Raw genomic sequence first — 16,937 nt, forward strand, 5'->3', positions numbered from 1 at the left:
GTACTGTCATAAGAACACCTTTTAAAGGTGTTCTATGGCAGTATTTTTTTATGCAAAAAGAGTTATTTCTCAGTAGATTCCTTTTATAATTTGATAGATTTTTCTGCAAAACCAATCTTTTTTTTAGCTTGTCAGAATGCACCAGCTCCTCTCCAGGCTTCGAACTTTGCTTTTCCAAGCGAAGCTTTCAAAGCGTTGCAAAGTTCTGCAGATTGTCGAGTTTACAAGGTGCAATCCTTCCAAGCCAAAAGATAGGATTTTGCTAGAAAAATCTATCTATTTATAAAAGTTCACTAGCTGAGAAATAAACCTATTATTATAATAAAAAGATTACTCGCAGAAAACTGCTGGCAACATATGATTTCTAATTATAATTAGTTGCTTAATACCTTAGATAGGTAGAAACGGAAAAGGTTGGAGAAGTTAGTTATGTGGATATATGGAGAGGAATAGATAGATATGATATAATTTAATTATTTATAATATATTAACAAAAATACTAAAAATTTAGGAGAGTATTATGAGTGCGAATAGACTTTCTTTATATTGGATATATTTTATTATTATGAGTTTTAGTGCTGTAGTTTGTGCAATTCTTGCGTTTTCTAAGATAAAAATAGCAAAACGGGAGTTTTTTTATCCAAGACAACAAAAGTGGGCTAAGAAGAATGAAGAAAGGTTAAATTTATTATCGAAAAGATTTTTTCTGATATTGTGTATAGTTTTCTTTATGTTTGGAACATTGCCTTCTTGTTTAGATTTACCATATGTTTTGAAAGGAAATTATAAAGAAGTTTGTAGTGTTATAATTAAAAAATCAGGAACATCAATAAATCTTGAAGACGGTGGTTATTATAGAGTTGGAAATACAAAAAGATGCAAAATAGGTGACGAGGTAAAGGTAGAGTATCTTCCATTTACTAGATATGCGACAATTACCAATATATTTCATTCAAAATAATCTGAGAGGAGATAGAATTATTTATCTTTCCTATAATGCATATGGACATGTCTGCATTTTCAGTAGAAGGTCAAACACATGCATTATAGAGAAATTATAATATAGATTTTACTCACAATAATTAGTAGATATAAAAATTAGTAGGTAGAAACTTAAAAAACTAAAAACCTATAAAAAAACGAGAACCGATTTTTTACAAACGAATAACGAGAAAACAAACTGAATAAAAGGTAATGGTCTGAATATCCAGCGACAATGCAACTTGATTGCCTGGAGCGGATATCAGACCATTACCTTTTTTATATCAGTATCTATTTCCTTTTATTCATTTGATCAAGTAAGTTCTCGTTTTTCATTGAGCAAGTTTTTAAATTTCCGCAAGCTGAGCAGTTAGCACAGCCTCCATTTTCTCCACCGCCACTGCAACTACTGCAGCTGCTTCCTGGTCTAGTGAATATCCTAATTAGTATCACTGCAGTGATAACTACGATAACAGCAGTTATTGCAATTTCTATTGGAGATTTTGCAGCCATAAACGCACTACCAACTATATTCACTATTACACCAGCAACCCAAGCAAGTGCAAACTGGTAAAGTAGTGAAGTTAACATCATCTTATTTCCGTATTCTTTTCTCATTGTAGCTAGAGCAGCTATACAAGGAGTATAAAGTGCTGTGAAAACAAGGAATGCATAAGCTGTAACACCTGTGAATACTGTAGGTAATACTTCTGGAAGGTTACCGTAAAGTATGCTAAGTGTATTTACAACAACTTCTTTTGCTCCAAGTCCAGTAAGAAGTGCAACTGAAGTTCTCCAATCGCTGAATCCTAATGGTCTAAATATAGGAGCTATAACTTTTCCTATATAAGCTAGGAAAGAATCATTTATATTTTCTGTGAATCCGTTAAAGTTGAATGAAGAGAATGCCCAGATAACAACAGACATCGCAAACATTATAGTAACAACTTTAACTAAGAATCCTTTAGATTTATTCCAAGTATTTTTTAGAAGAGCGCTGATTGTAGGTACTTTGTACTCAGGTAGCTCTAATATAAATGGCTCAACCTCGTTTTTGAAAGTAGTTCTATTTAAAAATAGTGCAACTATTATCGCAGCCACAATTCCAACTAAATAAAGAGATGCTGTTACAAGCGCCTGATTTTTAGGGAAGAAAACTGCAACAAATAATGCGTAAACTGGTAATTTTGCACCACAAGTCATTAGAGGTGCTATAAGTGCAGTTATTTTTCTATCCTTTTCGCTTTCAAGAGTTCTTGTAGCCATTATCGCTGGAGAAGAACATCCCATACCCATTATCATAGGTATAAATGCCTTACCAGAAAGTCCAACTTTCTTCATTATTCTATCCATTAAAAATGCTGTTCTAGACATATATCCACTATCTTCAAACAGAGATATTCCAAAGAATAGAGTACATATTAATGGGAAGAAAGGAAGTGTTCCGCCAAGTCCACCAATTATACCATCTACTATTAAAGATCTAAACCAAGGACTAGAGTTTGCAAGTGCGGCATCTGCTGGAGCGGCGATGTAGTTTTCAATAAGTCCCGCAAATCCTTCCTGAAGTGGGCCTCCCACCCAGTCAAATGTAAATTTGAAAAGAAGTAGTAAAAGACCTATAAATATTGGATAAGCAAAGATTGGATGAAGCACTATGCTGTCTATCTTATCGCTTATAGTCTTTTTATCTTCTTTTGGGAAATTTGTACAAAGAGCAAGCTTTTCTTCTATTATTTTGTAAGTTTCCTCTTCATTTCCCCAGTTAGTAGAGTAGATAAACGGCTTTCTTGCAGCTTCTCTTAGTTTAGAAGCTATGTCATCTACACCTTCTTTTTTCTTTGCAACTATTGGGATAACAGTCACTCCAAATTCACGAGCTAATTTATGAGTATCAATCTCCATTCCTCTAGCTTTTGCAACATCAAGCATATTTAAAAGTATAACTATTGGCTTGTTGAACTGCATAAGCTGAGTAGTTAAGTAAAGATTTCTAGTTAAGTTTGATGCGTCGACAACGTTTAAAATTAAATCGACGTCCTCTTTTTCAAGGAATGATTTAGAAACTTTCTCTTCATTAGAAAAAGTATCCATCGCGTAGATTCCAGGAAGGTCGACAATTTTTATATCGTCTTCAAGAAATCCTTCTTTTTTCTCTATTGTAACGCCTGGCCAGTTACCAACATACTGGTTTGAACCTGTAAGTAGGTTGAATACTGTAGTTTTACCGACGTTTGGGTTTCCTAAAAGTGCTATATTTAACAAATTCTACCTCCTTACTGAAGAACTATGTTCTTTGCGTCAGATTTTCTGATAGCAAGATCAAGCCCTCTAAATCTTACAAGTATTGGGTCACCAAATGGAGCAACTTTTTTCACTTCTATCTCAGTATTATTTATACAACCTAGAGCAAGAAGTCTTTTTGCTAATTTTTCATTTCCGTTTATATTATCAATGCGGCCTTTTTCGCCAACTTTTAAATCAAAAACTGTATTCATGGTAATTCCTCCTTAAAATTAATGAAATTCATTATCAATATCTTATTGATATTATATCTCAAAAACTTATGTATGTCAATTAAAATCAATACTTGAATGGATATTAAAATTTTAAAAGAAGTTGAGAAATAAAAAAGATGATAAAATTTATCAGAAAAATTAAGGAAATACAGTGATATTTACGCAAAATTAAGGATATAAAAAAGCTGCTGAAGAAACTTTAATTACATAAAAGTAAAACTTCAACAGCTTTTTAATTTATATATATTTAATGGTGATTAGTAACTTTTTAATCAATATTTATCTAGTTAAAATTTATAATTTTATACTTTAAATCTATATTTCTCTAGCTACCTCGTAAGCTTCTCTTATAGAGTTTATAGCACGTCTAGCTCTTTTAGTATCGCCTATAACGTGACAAGGGATAGATAGTTTTTCACATTCGTTCTTAATTTCGTCGTGAGCTTTGGCTTTAGCACCGATAGCCATAACAACACTGTCTGCAAGTATGTATTCTTCTTCACCATCTCTATCAACAGCTATAAAACCATCTCCAATACGAGTAAGTCTTGCAGAGGTTTCTGATTTTATATTGCTTTTACTTAAAGATTCCATGACACAAATTTTTCTAATAGCCCCTAAATCTTTAGCAACCTCGTCGTTCATTTCTACAATTGTAACATCTAGGTCTAAATTTTCTTTGATAAATTCAGCAGTTTCAACACCTACAAGTCCACCACCAATTACTACACATTTGCCAAATGGAGCAGATTTTCCATTTAATACATCATGAGAAGAGAATACATTATCGTTATCATATCCATCTACAGGTATTTTTATAGGTACAGCACCTATTGCAGCAACTACCTCATCAGGCATTTCTTTTCTTATAAGTTCTGCATTAACAGGTGTGTTTAAATGTATTTCTATGCCTAGTCTTTCAGCTTTTTTTTCATAAGACTGGGCAGCAAGTAGCATTTCGTTCTTTCTTGGTGCTTTTCCCGCAGTTAAGAACTGTCCTCCAGTGTGGTCAGATGACTCATATACAACAACATCGTGTCCTTTTTCTTTTAAAAGGCAAGCTACCTCAAGTCCACCAACACCAGCACCTGCAACAAGCACCTTTTTCTTTTCAGTTGGTTTAGATATAAAATCATCAGACTCGTGCCCAAGTAGAGGGTTTCTTAAACAAGTTATGAAAGGCACATTAGGATCTGTAAATCCATCGTAGCAACCCTGATTACATCCAACACAGTATACTATTTCATCAAGTTTTCCATCTTTTGCTTTATTGCAGAATTCTGGATCGGCAAGCTGTCCTCTACCAACGACAACCATATCTGCTTTTCCATCGGCAATTATCTCATCTGCTAATTTTGGAGTATTTATTCTACCAACAGCTATTGTAACCATACCAGTTTCTTTTTTTATTCTAGCTGCGTTTTCTACATTGAATCCGTTTGGGATATCAATAGGTGGAACTTCATATTTTAAACCAGGTGTAATCATATTTCCTCTAGAAATATCTAGTGCGTCGACACCAGCTTCTTTAGCCATTAAGCAGAATTTTATAATATCGTCTATAGTAAGTCCGTTTTTGAAGTAATCATCGTGAGCATCAACTCTCATTATTAAAGGCATATCATCTGGTATATTTTTTCTTATTGCTCTTATACATTCAAGAGGGAATTTTGCTCTATTTTCAAGGCTACCACCGTATTCATCATCCCTATTATTCATACCTGCAGTTAGGAATGAGTGTGGTAGGTAATTGTGTCCGCAGTGGAATCCTATACAATCGTATCCAGCTTCAACACTTCTTCTAGCAGCTTCTCCAAAGCTATCTACAACCTCTTTAATTTTTTCAACACTTATTTTTGGGATAGTGTATTTCCCGTATTTAAAGTCATCTGCAACTAAAATCTCTGCATTAGGATCCAGTGAAGATGCTAAACTTCCTTGCCAAAGCTGTACTCCACATTTTCCACCAGCATTGTGGATAGCTTCAGTAAATTTTTTATGTGATTCTATTAAAGAATCACTGTGAATTGCTAAAAATCCCTTTGGTGCACTCGCTTTGTGGACAGAACAGACCTCACTCATATTAAGTCCACATCCACCTTTTACTCTGGCAACTTGGTAATCTATTATCTGCTGAGATACATTTCCGTCCTCCTCAGCCATTTTAGTCCCCATTGCTGGGAAAATTATACGGTTTTTAAGGTGTAAACCTTTTAAATCTATAGAATTAAATAAATTATTAAACATAAAAATCTCTCCTTTCGGGAAGAAATTATAGCACACGAAAAAAGCGGATTTATGTCAATTTTAATACTTTTTTTATCATTTTTTAATATTTCTATACTCTGTTGGAGAAATTCCATTGTATTTTACAAAAGTCCTTTGGAAAGTGGAAAGGCTCTTAAATCCACATTCACAAGATATCTGTAGTATTGTAAGTTTTGTTATTTTAAGCAAAGTGTAAGAAAGTCTTAGTCTGACTTTTTCAAGTTCCTCGGCAAATGAGGTAAAGTAGTACTCTTCTAAAATAGAGTTTATTGTATAAGTCTTGATGTGTAGCTCATTTGCGACATCTTCAACAGTTATATCTTTATAAAAATGTAGATAAATATACTGAATAACCTTTAAATACAGGTCTTTCATGGCAAAAAATCTCTTATTATCTACTATATTATCCTCTCTATATTCTATTGGAGATTTTCCTATGTATTTTTCAAAAACCCTATAAAAAGAAGGAACGTTTTTAAAGCCTAAAAGCTCTGTTATATACGAGATTGATAAGTCTTCAAAATGCAGCAGTGAGCACGCATTTACAATAGTTCCAAAATCTTTTAGCTCCTTAAAAGTATAACCAGATTTCTTTTTTATCAGCTGATTTACGTACGACGGATTTAGGTCTAAATCCTCAGCTATATCATCCAAAGAAGATTTATTTCCTTGATATAAAATAGCATCTTTTATATGGTTCCAAAGTTTATCCTCGTTTTTAAGATGTGAGTTAAAACTATTGTAATCCCCGTACAATTCAAGTGAATTTCTGCAAAATAGAGTATAAACCTCTAAAACAGCATATAGGATTATATTTTCAGAGCCGAATTTATTGGAATTATACTCGGATAATATATACTCAAATCTATTTTTTATGTATGGATCAGAGCATTTTTGATATGGCTCTGTTTCATGAACCAATTGATAATTCACACCTTTGTCGTGTTTTTCCCACATTGTGTGCATAAAAAGACCAATGTAGAATTTTATCGTATAGACTTTGATTGGCTTTACGACGTCCACACTATAAATATGGTATGGATATAGGCAAAGGAAGGTATCTTTTTCTAGAGGATAGTTTATTCCATTTATGTTTATAGTTCCTTCGCCGTCGCAAACGTACCAAAGCTCGACAAGTTTATGTATTTTTAAATCTATGTTTTCAGTTATAGTTATTTTTTCAACTTTTATGTCTTTTTCAAAATAATTATCGTAATAATCTATTCCAGTAAACCAATTTTCTTTTTTCTTCATTAGCAAGACCAACCTTTGTAGAGTATTTTGTTTAATTATAATATACTATGATATAATAGCAATTGTAACAAAATTATTAAAAAGGAGGACGTTATGTCTGAAAAGAGAATAGAAACGAAAAAACTGACTTTCCTTGGGCTTATGGTAGGATACAGTTTGATTTTATATATAATAGAAGGATTTATTCCTAATCCAATGGTTGCAGTGTTCCCTGGTGCAAAGCTAGGACTTAGCAATATTATTACTTTGGTGGCTCTTATGACACTTGGGTTTAAGGATACGTTTATTATTCTTACAGTTAGGATTATTCTTTCTTCTATTTTTACAGGACCGATGTCTTATTTGATGTTTAGTATCGGTGGAGGATATTTGAGTCTTGTTGTTATGTATTTGTTTAGTAGGATTAAAGGTTTTTCTACCATTGGTATAAGTGTTGGTGGTGCGATAGGTCATAATGTAGGGCAGTTGCTTGTTGCGTCGGCTATAGTGAAGAATATTGCGATGACGGCTTATCTGCCATTCATGCTAATAACATCACTGGTAACAGGAATCTTCGTAGGAATTGTTTCGAAGTTTACAATACCTTACGTAAAATCTCGGATTAAAAAATTATAGGAAATATGGCTGTTGAAGATTTTGCCGCAGACTTTGACTTAACACAAGTATTCGCTCTCCAGGCTTCAGCGCCCCAACCATTTATGTAACACATTTCAATGTTTTGGGGCGCTTGCAGAATTGTCGGTGCGAGCTACTTGTGTTTAAGTCTTAAATAGTCTGTGTGCAAAATTCTTTCTAACAGCCATTTTTTATAATTTTTTTGAATCGGGATTTTATAGTAAGGTGTTGTATACTTCTTCAACAGTTTATAGGTTTGTGATTGCTAGTTTTTGATGTAGGAATATGTTTTTTGTAATGTTATTAGAAGCTCGACGTTAATGTTGTTATATAGTATAATAAAAATGTATAACAGTGTGCTTTTTTTAGTTGTTATGCAAGTTCAGATAGTCAAAAGATATTAAAAATATGTATGTTAATCAAATAGAGTGGTTTAGGAGGGTTTCAAAGTGGCAAATATAAAGATTGTTACAGATGGATCATGTGATTTTCCTCAGGAGATAGTTGATATAGTTAATCCTGAGATTGTTAGAATTAATGTGGCTTTTGGAGAGGATTCTTATGTAGGTGGAGTTGATATAGATGAGAAGACTTTCTATGAAAAGATGAGAGGGTGTAAGGAGCTTCCAAAGACTTCAAGTCCTTCTTTAGAGAGATTTATGGAAGTTTATGGAAATGAAGAGTATGAGGAGATAATAGTTTTTACACTTACTTCTAAGTTATCAGGTACATATAGTAATGCTGTTATTTCTAAAAATATGTATCTTGAAGATCATGATTATAAGAGAATAGAGGTTATAGATTCTGAGAATGGTTCTATAGCAGTTGCGCTTATGATTTTAAAGACACATCAGTTAATAGAAGCTGGAAAGAATATGGACGAAATTTTAGAGGCTATAGAACAGATGAAGAATGATATGGTATTCTATGGTACTCTAGATACTTTAGAAAATGCTATAAAAGGTGGTAGAGTAAATCCTATCGCAGGTAAATTGATAAACGCACTTAATTTTAAAGTGATAATCAAAATAGATGAAGGTCTTGTTAAACCTATAGATAAAGCTAGAGGTGAAAGCAACAGTCTTAAGAAACTATTCACATATATCAAAAACTGTGTTGATATAAATGAAATAGAGCACAAAGACGTAATAGTTGGGCATGCAAACTGTCCAGAAAAAGCAGAAAAAATTAAGAAATTTATAGTAGACCACTATAATTTCGAGGAAACTCTTGTTGCTAATATAGGACCAATAATGGGAACATTTACATCAGAAGGAGCTATTTTAATAGCAGTTCTTTAGTGTGTAATTTCCCGGGAAATATACAGGAGGAAGTTATGGGAATAGAAAGAAATAATATAGAAGAAAAATATAAATGGGACTTAGCAAAAATGTACCCAGATAAAGAGTCAGTTGATGCCGATATTGAAAAGGCAGCAGAATTAACTGATAAGATAGCACAGTATAAAGGCAAATTAGCTCTTGGTAAAGAGAATTTATTAAATGCTTTAAAGACTTTAGAAGAAGCATCTAGAGTTATAGAAAAATTATATGTATACACTCATATGAAACACCATGAGGATACAAGAAAGAACGATAATCAGGCAGATTCTGTAAAATCTGAGATGATATCTTCTGATTTTGGTGTAGCTTCATCTTATTTAGTGCCAGAGATAATAGCTATGGACGAAAAAGTTTTAGATGAATATATGAAGGATGAAGATATGGCATTCTACAAAAAATTCATCGACGATATTTTAAGAGATAAACCACATACATTATCAGAAAGCGAAGAAAAAATACTTGCTTCAGTTTCAGAATTAACTGCAGTTCCTGAAAGTGTATATGATATGCTTGCATATGCAGATATGGAATTCCCAGAGATAGAAGGGGAAAACGGCGAAAAGATAAAGATAGACCACTTCAACTATTCTCTACTTATAAAGAGCAGAGATAGAAGAGTGAGAAAAGATGCTTTTGAAGGGGAATTTTCTACTTACAAAAAATTCCAGAACACTTACGCATCAAGTCTTTACGGAGCTATAAAATCAGAAATATTCTACGCAAAAATGAGAAAACACAACTCTGCAATAGAGGGATCATTATTTGCGGATAATATAAGTGTAGATGTGTACAACAATTTAATAGATGCTGTACACGAAAGCATGCCTACATTAGATAGATATGTAGAAGCTAAGAAAAAATTCTTAGGAATAGAGGATTTACATATGTACGACCTTTATGTTCCTCTAGCTGAAAAATTTGAATATAAGATACCTTATGAGGAAGCACAGCAGATTATATTAAAAGCACTTGCTCCTTTAGGGGAAGAGTATTTATCTATAATTCAGAAGGCATTTGACGAAAGATGGATAGATGCTTTTGAAAATGAAGGTAAAAAAGGTGGAGCTTATTCTTGGGGATGCTACGACTCGCAGCCATACATCCTAACTAGCTACACAGAAGACTTAAATTCATTATTTACATTAATACACGAATTAGGACACTCTGTACACAGCTACTACTCAAGAAATACTCAGCCTTATATATACTCAGATTATAGAATATTTGTTGCAGAGGTTGCATCTACAACTAATGAGTTATTACTTGTAAATTATTTATTAGAAAATGCAAAATCTAAGGATGAGAGAATTTATCTTCTAAATTACTACTTAGAGCAGTTTAGAACAACAGTACATAGACAGACTATGTTTGCTGAGTTTGAAAAAATAACTCATGAACAGGTAGAAGCTGGAAAACCACTTACAGCAGATGATTTCACAGAAATATACTACGGATTAAATAAAAAATACTATGGAAATTCTACAAATGTAGATGAGTTAATAGGAATAGAATGGGCGAGAATACCTCATTTCTACTCTAATTTCTATGTGTATAAATATGCTACAGGATTCTCAGCTGCGAGTGCATTAAGCTCACAGATTTTAAAAGAAGGAAAACCAGCAGTAGATAGATATATAGAATTCTTAAAGAGCGGTGGCTCAGAATATCCATTAAATCAGTTAAGAAGAGCTGGAGTGGATATGGAAAAGAAAGAATCAGTTGAAAAGGCATTGGATGTATTTGCAGAGCTTGTTGATAAATTAGAAGCAGAAATATAATTTTGATGGAGAGATACCATGGGAAAGACACTATTTAAACTTTTTAAACTTCTCTTATATACTGCGGTAGGTGCTGCAATTGGACTTAGTGTAGCATTTTTAGATTTAAGTATATTTGATTTATCTGTATGCTTTCTTATACAGCTTGCGGTATTTGTAATGGTGCATGAGTTTGCGCATGGTAAAGTTGCAGAGATGAATGGGCTTAGATTTACAAAGCTATATGCAGGTCCGATTATAGTTACAAGGAAGGATAAAAAGTTTGTAGGAATAAAAAAGAACAAGCTTCAAGGAACTTATCTTGGTAGAGCAAATATAGAAAATGGCGAAATAAGAAGCGATTTAGAATTTGACAGGCACGTAATTGCTTGGAAAAGGGCGATTTCTGCTGGTCCAAAGAGTGATATTGTACTATCTGTGTTGTGTTTAGCAGCTGGAATATATTTTAAAAATCCGATAATTATAATCTCTACAATAGTTTTGGATTTGACTATGTGTATTCCAAGCTATTTCTATGGAGATGGAACACATTATAAGAGTATGGAGAGAGATGATATATTCACAGTTTCTGTGATGTATTCTAACTCTATCATTGGAGAAGATGGAATTTCTCCAGATACTGAGAAATATTTGGTATCTAGGCTTGAAAATGAATTAGAAAAAACTGAAATAAATGACGATACAATAGTTTCTCTATCTATTGCAGCGCGGACTCTTCTTTTCCAGAAGATTTTGGACGGAAGATATTCTGGATATAGGATTGAGGAGATTATTTGGAATGTCAGAGATGGCAATCCTGCTAGGTTTAAGAAGATGACTGATAGGATGTATTTTAGAAATCTGATAAATACCGCTGTGCTGTATTATACTTGTATTGAGAATGATTTGAAGAAAGCTCAGATTCTGTTTAGATCGATAAAGAATACTAAGCATGTCAATTATGTTGAGAAGAATGATTTTTTAAGATCTCAGTATGTGCTTGGTATGCGGGATAATAAAGATAGACTGCTTTCTCATAAATATAGAAATCCGATATTTAATGGGTGTAAAAGCCTTGAAGATGCGGAAGATAAAATGGATGAGATAGTTATTGAATATGTAGATAAAATGGAATTTTATTAAAACTCAAAAACTATGTTGTACTCCTCTCCGGTCCTCGCCATGAGTGGTGGTAATCTGTTCTGGTTATAGATAACTGCATGGTTGTGGATTGTCGATGGTGTACAACATAGTTTTTTTCGTATAATATAAATCACATTTTCTACATATATTAATAACTTAGATGAAAGTAGAGTAGATAGCAAATTTAAAATAATATTATTATTTGCTAGAAATTGACTATTTGTAAATTTTATGATATATTGTTTATATAAAATAAGATATGTATCTTAATATGTAAGTATACCGCTGACCAATATGCGGAATATAAATAGTTGGGTTGTAAGTATACCGCTGACCAATATGCGGAATATAAGTGGTTGGGTTGTAAGTAATATCCCTCATCTTTTTAGATGGGGGATTTTTTTGGGGGGATACTGTGAAAAAGAATGGGTTTTATATTATAAAAGATGAGTTTTTTAGAGATTTCCCAGATCCGTATCTTAGGGGAAATAAAAAAGAAAATAGACCACATTATTACTGTATAGAGGATAAAAATGGTATATTTTGGATGATTCCAATGTCAACTAGAGTAGAAAAATATAAGAAGATTATTGAGGCGAAAGAAAAAAATAATAAGAAGTGTGATGTGCTACATATATTGAAGTTATCTAATGGCAAAAATAATGTCTTTCTTATAGGTGATATGTTTCCTATCACAGAAAATTACATTGAGAGAGAATATACAATAAAAAATAATCATTTAATGTTATACAATGAATCAGAAATTATTCTTATAGAAAAGAAGGCAAAAAAAGTAAGAGAAATGATTAAGCATGGTGTTAAATTTACAAGAACTCAACCAGATGTAATGAAAATATTTGAAAAATTAGTAAGTTTAGAAAAAAAATAGCGTATCAATGTTATTAGTTAAAGTTGCTTGAAGTGATTATTTAACTATTAAGTACTAGGTCGGATTTATATCCGACCTTTTTTATTTGCCTAGGTGTAAGTCTTTTACAAGGTATCTGTTTAGTAATTCTTGTTTTGCTTTTTTTATTAAGTTTTCTAAGTCGTCAGTGAAGATTAGTTCGTTTATGGCAGCATCTTCATCTCTTAGTCCAAATTGTTCTTTTCTTATGAAGTATAGGTTATATACATTTGTTTTGTATATGTTTATGCTGTTTACCATTATTTCGTCAGTGAATATGTCTGAGAATGTTGGTGGTTCAAGGTCGTTTATTTCTAATATGTCCATTAGTTTGTTGTAGTTTGGTATGCTAAACCCAGAGTATAGTATAAGGTCTTTTAAGTCGTTGTTGTAGAATTCTAGTTCTTTTTCTAACAAGAAGTCTTTTATTTCGTCGTAATCACATTTATTTAATAAGTCGAGAATTTTTTTAGTCATTGTGTTTACATCCCTTTTGCAGATAATTTTAGTATATTATATCTTATTTTGTGGAGAAAAGTGATAAGTTTTAAGAAATTATTAAATATATTTAGATTACTTAACAATTTTTACTCTACATTAACGCCAATCTAATATTCTTTTAATACGTCTGCTTTATTATAGATACTGTAATAATTAATAAATAACTTATAACAAAGCGGAGGATTTTAAGAAATGAAAAACAAAAGATTAGCACTTTTATTAGCGGGAATATTAACAGTAGGATGTTTAGCTACTGGATGCGGAAAATCAGGAGGAGATGAAGCAGCTTCTTCAGAAGGAACTACAATAAGCGTATCAGGTTCAACTTCAGTTGGTCCATCAATGGAAAAAATAGCTGAACGGTTTGAAAAAGCAAATGAAGGTGTAAGTGTTGAAATACAGCAGATAGGTTCATCAGCTGGTATAAAAAATGCAATAGATAGTGTATCTGAAATAGGTATGGCATCAAGAGATTTAAAAGATGAAGAAAAATCAGCAGGACTTCAGGAAACAAAAATAGCTATAGATGGTATAGCAGTTATAACAAATAAAAACAACCCAGTTAAAAACCTTACAACAGATCAGGTAAAAGATATATACACTGGAAAAATAACTAACTGGAAAGAAGTTGGCGGAAATGATGCTCCAATAGTTGTTGTATCAAGAGAAGAAGGTTCTGGTACAAGAGATGGTTTCCAGGAAATAGTAGGATTTGAATCTACAGAATTATTAAAAGATGCTCAGGTTAGTGATGGTTCAGGAAACATAAAATCAACAGTTGAAGGAAATGACAATGCAATAGGATACATATCTTTCGGATACGTTGATGACGCTATAAATGCTTTAAATGTAAATGATGTTGAACCAACAGCAGACAACGTAACTAACTCAAGCTACCCAATAGCTAGACCATTCTTACTAGTTGACAAACAGGATGGATTATCAGAAAATGGTAAAAAATTAATAGACTTCGTATTAAGTGATGAAGGTCAGCAGATAATGGAAGATGAAGGATTCATCAAAATAAATAAATAGATATAAATTAACTCACTCTAACACCACAATATATATCCAATCCCACAGAAACTCCCTAGAGATTAGGTTCTCTAGGGAGTTTTATTTTTTTGTAAATATAGATTTTTAAAATGAAGAAATAAAACTAGTTTTAAATTATTTAAACAACAACTTTTTTATTTAAAAGGTTGATATTTTAAAAAAAATAATATATTCTATATAGTATAGAAATGATTTAAAACAAAAGGAGGGGGTTTAATGGGATTTATAGTAGTTATTCTCATTATAGTTGCATTTATTATTTACAAAAAAAGATCTAAAAAGGAAAGTGGAGAGATTTTTAGCGAGGAAAGTTTAGTGAATTCTATCAATGAGCTAAACGACAAGATAGCTGAAAGAAATAATACTATTAAAGAAATTCAAGAGGTAAACTCTAATTGTGAGAAGAGAATGGAAGGAATAAAAAATGCTATTTCTTCAATGGATGATTCTGTAGCTGAGGAAGATAAGGAAATTTTCAATGAGAAATTAAAATCTATAGAAAATGAAATCAATAGAAATAATACCAAAATAAAAAATATAGAAAAAGAGATAGAAGATTTAAATAAAGAAATTTTAGTTAAAAATGAAAAATTAGATGAGCTAAAGAAAAAAGAAATAGAATCAGCAAAACAAGAGGAATTAAATAAAAATAATTCAAGCGAGGGAAGCGACACTATGATTAAAGAAAATAATACCGATAAAAATGGAGTTAAAAAAGATACAGACAAGAAGTATTTAGATAAAAACGACAAAACATCTAAGTTCAAAAAAATATTTAGAAAAGAAATAATAATTCCATTTGTAATAGGTCTTTTAATAGGGGCATTTTTATTCAGTTCTGGAGATACGTCAGAATATGAAGATCAGATTGCTCAGCAGCAAACTCAGATAGCTGAAAAAGAAAAGAAAATCAAGGAACTACAAGGCAAAGTAGATGAAGCAGCTCCTTGGTTTGAAATGACTGCTGCTGAACAGGAAAAGAAAGAAGCTGAGTTAAAAGCAGCTAAGGAGGCTAAGGAAAAAGAAGAGGCAGAAAAATTAGCTGCAGAGCAAAAGAAAAAAGAGGAAGAAGAGAAAAAAGGTTACGATACAGGAATAACATACAGCCAATTAGCGAGAACACCTGATGATTATTTAGCTAAAAAAGTTAAATTCAGTGGTAAGGTTGTTCAGGTAATGGAAGATGGAGATTCAATAGGAATAAGACTAGCAGTAGATGGAGATTATGACAATATAATACTTGGTACATTTGACTCTAGCATAATATCTGAAAGAATACTTGAGGACGATTATATAACTGTATACGGACTAAGTGCAGGTATATACACTTATGAATCTACAATGGGAGCAAGCATAAGCGTACCATCTATGACTATAGATAAAATATCAAGATAAATTATTTATTAAACAAATTTAATAACATTTAAACAAGGAAGCTAGGTTTAAATATCTGCCACTCCAACAACAATTCAAGGTGGTTGTATGGAGTGGATAAGGGATATTTAGACTTAGCTTTTTTTGTGTTAAATTTATTAAAAATATTTAATAAAATTATCCTTACTTTAACCGTAATTAAATATAAATTTAAAAAACAAAGATTAAAATAGATACTGTATTTGAGAGAGAGCAATAATTAATATTTTATAAAAATTTAGGAGGAAAGAAAATGACAACAAACACAGAAGTAGTGGGATCTTCTAGGACCAGAGAAAAGAAAATAAAAAATTTAAATATGAAATACGGTGCAGATAGAATTATGAAGTACGTATTTTTAATAAGCGCATTAATATCTATCGCAAGCTTAGTAGTTATAACAGGATTTGTATTCTACATGGGATTAAAACCATTCTTAGCAGAAGGATATTCTTTAGGAGCATTCTTAACTGGTAGCGAATGGGTTCCATCAGCGGATTTATTCGGTGTTGCTCCAATGATAGCGGCTTCATTATTTGCTACAGCAGGATCAATAGTAATCGGTACAACAATCGGAATTTTAACAGCAATATTTATAGCAGAAATAGCACCTGCTAAAATATCAGGAAAAATATCTTCAGCAGTTGAATTATTAGCAGGTATACCTTCAGTACTTTACGGGGTATTTGGACTTGCAGTAATAGTTCCAGGTATACAGAACGCATTCAACCTTCCAAAAGGACAGAGTTTACTTGCAGTAATACTTGTACTTTCAATAATGATGCTACCTACAATAGTTTCAGTATCAGAAACAGCAATAAGAGCTGTAGACCCAGCTTACAAAGAAGGTTCTTATGCATTAGGAGCTTCAAGAATAGAAACAATATTCAAAGTTGTTCTTCCAGCTGCAAAATCAGGAATACTTGCTGCAGTTGTTTTAGGTATAGGTAGAGCACTTGGTGAAACAATGGCGGTAATATTAGTAGCTGGTAACTCTCCTGCAATGCCAACAAGCATAATGGACAGTGTTAGACCACTTACAACAAATATAGCTCTTGAAATGGGTTACGCATACGGAACTCATCAGGAAATGCTATTTGCAACAGGAGTTGTACTATTTACATTCATATTAATATTAAATGTAGTACTTAATAAGTTAACTAAGAAAGCGGTGAAATAA

General features: G+C 32.2%; 14 protein-coding genes. 9 read left to right on the forward strand and 5 right to left on the reverse strand.

The window, feature by feature from the left end:
• Nucleotides 1-520: 520 nt before the first annotated feature.
• Nucleotides 521-961, forward strand: coding sequence for a sulfate permease (locus DWX74_RS08015; RefSeq protein ID WP_118549514.1), 441 nt, complete (start codon nt 521-523; stop codon nt 959-961).
• Nucleotides 962-1,272: 311 nt separating this feature from the next.
• Here DWX74_RS08015 and feoB read toward each other — a convergent pair whose 3' ends face one another.
• The 4 genes from feoB to DWX74_RS08035 all read right to left on the reverse strand — a co-directional run bounded on the left by feoB (nt 1,273) and on the right by DWX74_RS08035 (nt 7,022).
• Nucleotides 1,273-3,246, reverse strand: a complete 1,974-nt coding sequence (gene feoB, locus DWX74_RS08020; RefSeq protein WP_118549515.1) for a ferrous iron transport protein B — start codon at nt 3,244-3,246, stop codon at nt 1,273-1,275.
• 11 nt (nt 3,247-3,257) lie between these two features.
• On the reverse strand, nt 3,258-3,479 hold the full coding sequence (locus DWX74_RS08025) for a FeoA family protein (protein WP_006439643.1): 222 nt from the start codon (nt 3,477-3,479) through the stop codon (nt 3,258-3,260).
• 336 nt (nt 3,480-3,815) lie between these two features.
• Nucleotides 3,816-5,747, reverse strand: coding sequence for a bile acid Fe-S flavoenzyme BaiCD (gene baiCD / locus DWX74_RS08030; RefSeq protein ID WP_118549516.1), 1,932 nt, complete (start codon nt 5,745-5,747; stop codon nt 3,816-3,818).
• 75 nt (nt 5,748-5,822) lie between these two features.
• Nucleotides 5,823-7,022 (reverse strand): AraC family transcriptional regulator, encoded by a 1,200-nt coding sequence (locus DWX74_RS08035; RefSeq protein WP_118549517.1) that lies wholly within the window; start codon nt 7,020-7,022, stop codon nt 5,823-5,825.
• A gap of 108 nt (nt 7,023-7,130) precedes the next feature.
• Between DWX74_RS08035 and DWX74_RS08040 the strand changes: the two genes are divergently transcribed.
• From DWX74_RS08040 to cptIN, 5 genes are all read left to right on the forward strand, one after another.
• Nucleotides 7,131-7,637 carry a Gx transporter family protein gene (locus DWX74_RS08040; protein ID WP_416389960.1) on the forward strand — a complete coding sequence of 169 codons (507 nt, stop codon included), beginning with the start codon at nt 7,131-7,133 and terminating at the stop codon, nt 7,635-7,637.
• Between the two features lie 449 nt (nt 7,638-8,086).
• Nucleotides 8,087-8,938 (forward strand): DegV family protein, encoded by an 852-nt coding sequence (locus tag DWX74_RS08045; RefSeq protein ID WP_118549519.1) that lies wholly within the window; start codon nt 8,087-8,089, stop codon nt 8,936-8,938.
• Between the two features lie 35 nt (nt 8,939-8,973).
• Nucleotides 8,974-10,758 (forward strand): oligoendopeptidase F, encoded by a 1,785-nt coding sequence (pepF, locus tag DWX74_RS08050; RefSeq protein WP_118549520.1) that lies wholly within the window; start codon nt 8,974-8,976, stop codon nt 10,756-10,758.
• A gap of 18 nt (nt 10,759-10,776) precedes the next feature.
• Nucleotides 10,777-11,880 (forward strand): site-2 protease family protein, encoded by a 1,104-nt coding sequence (locus DWX74_RS08055; protein WP_118549521.1) that lies wholly within the window; start codon nt 10,777-10,779, stop codon nt 11,878-11,880.
• Between the two features lie 415 nt (nt 11,881-12,295).
• Complete coding sequence (gene cptIN / locus DWX74_RS08060; protein WP_118549522.1) at nt 12,296-12,769, forward strand: type III toxin-antitoxin system CptIN family toxin; 474 nt, start codon at nt 12,296-12,298, stop codon at nt 12,767-12,769.
• 81 nt (nt 12,770-12,850) lie between these two features.
• On the opposite strand, the gene DWX74_RS08065 is transcribed toward cptIN, so the two are convergent.
• Nucleotides 12,851-13,264, reverse strand: coding sequence for a hypothetical protein (locus DWX74_RS08065; protein WP_118549523.1), 414 nt, complete (start codon nt 13,262-13,264; stop codon nt 12,851-12,853).
• Nucleotides 13,265-13,480: 216 nt separating this feature from the next.
• Between DWX74_RS08065 and DWX74_RS08070 the strand changes: the two genes are divergently transcribed.
• The 3 genes from DWX74_RS08070 to pstC all read left to right on the forward strand — a co-directional run bounded on the left by DWX74_RS08070 (nt 13,481) and on the right by pstC (nt 16,937).
• A complete protein-coding gene (locus tag DWX74_RS08070; RefSeq protein ID WP_118549524.1) occupies nt 13,481-14,323 on the forward strand; it encodes a phosphate ABC transporter substrate-binding protein in 843 nt (280 codons plus the stop codon).
• 237 nt (nt 14,324-14,560) lie between these two features.
• The gene (locus DWX74_RS11270) at nt 14,561-15,739 is read left to right on the forward strand and encodes a hypothetical protein (RefSeq protein WP_286164275.1); all 1,179 of its coding nucleotides are present in this window, start codon (nt 14,561-14,563) and stop codon (nt 15,737-15,739) included.
• 271 nt (nt 15,740-16,010) lie between these two features.
• A complete protein-coding gene (gene pstC / locus DWX74_RS08080; protein ID WP_330415673.1) occupies nt 16,011-16,937 on the forward strand; it encodes a phosphate ABC transporter permease subunit PstC in 927 nt (308 codons plus the stop codon).

This window comes from Peptoclostridium sp. AF21-18, from assembly GCF_003478825.1.
In the GTDB taxonomy this organism is placed as follows: Bacteria; Bacillota; Clostridia; order Peptostreptococcales; family Peptostreptococcaceae; genus Peptacetobacter.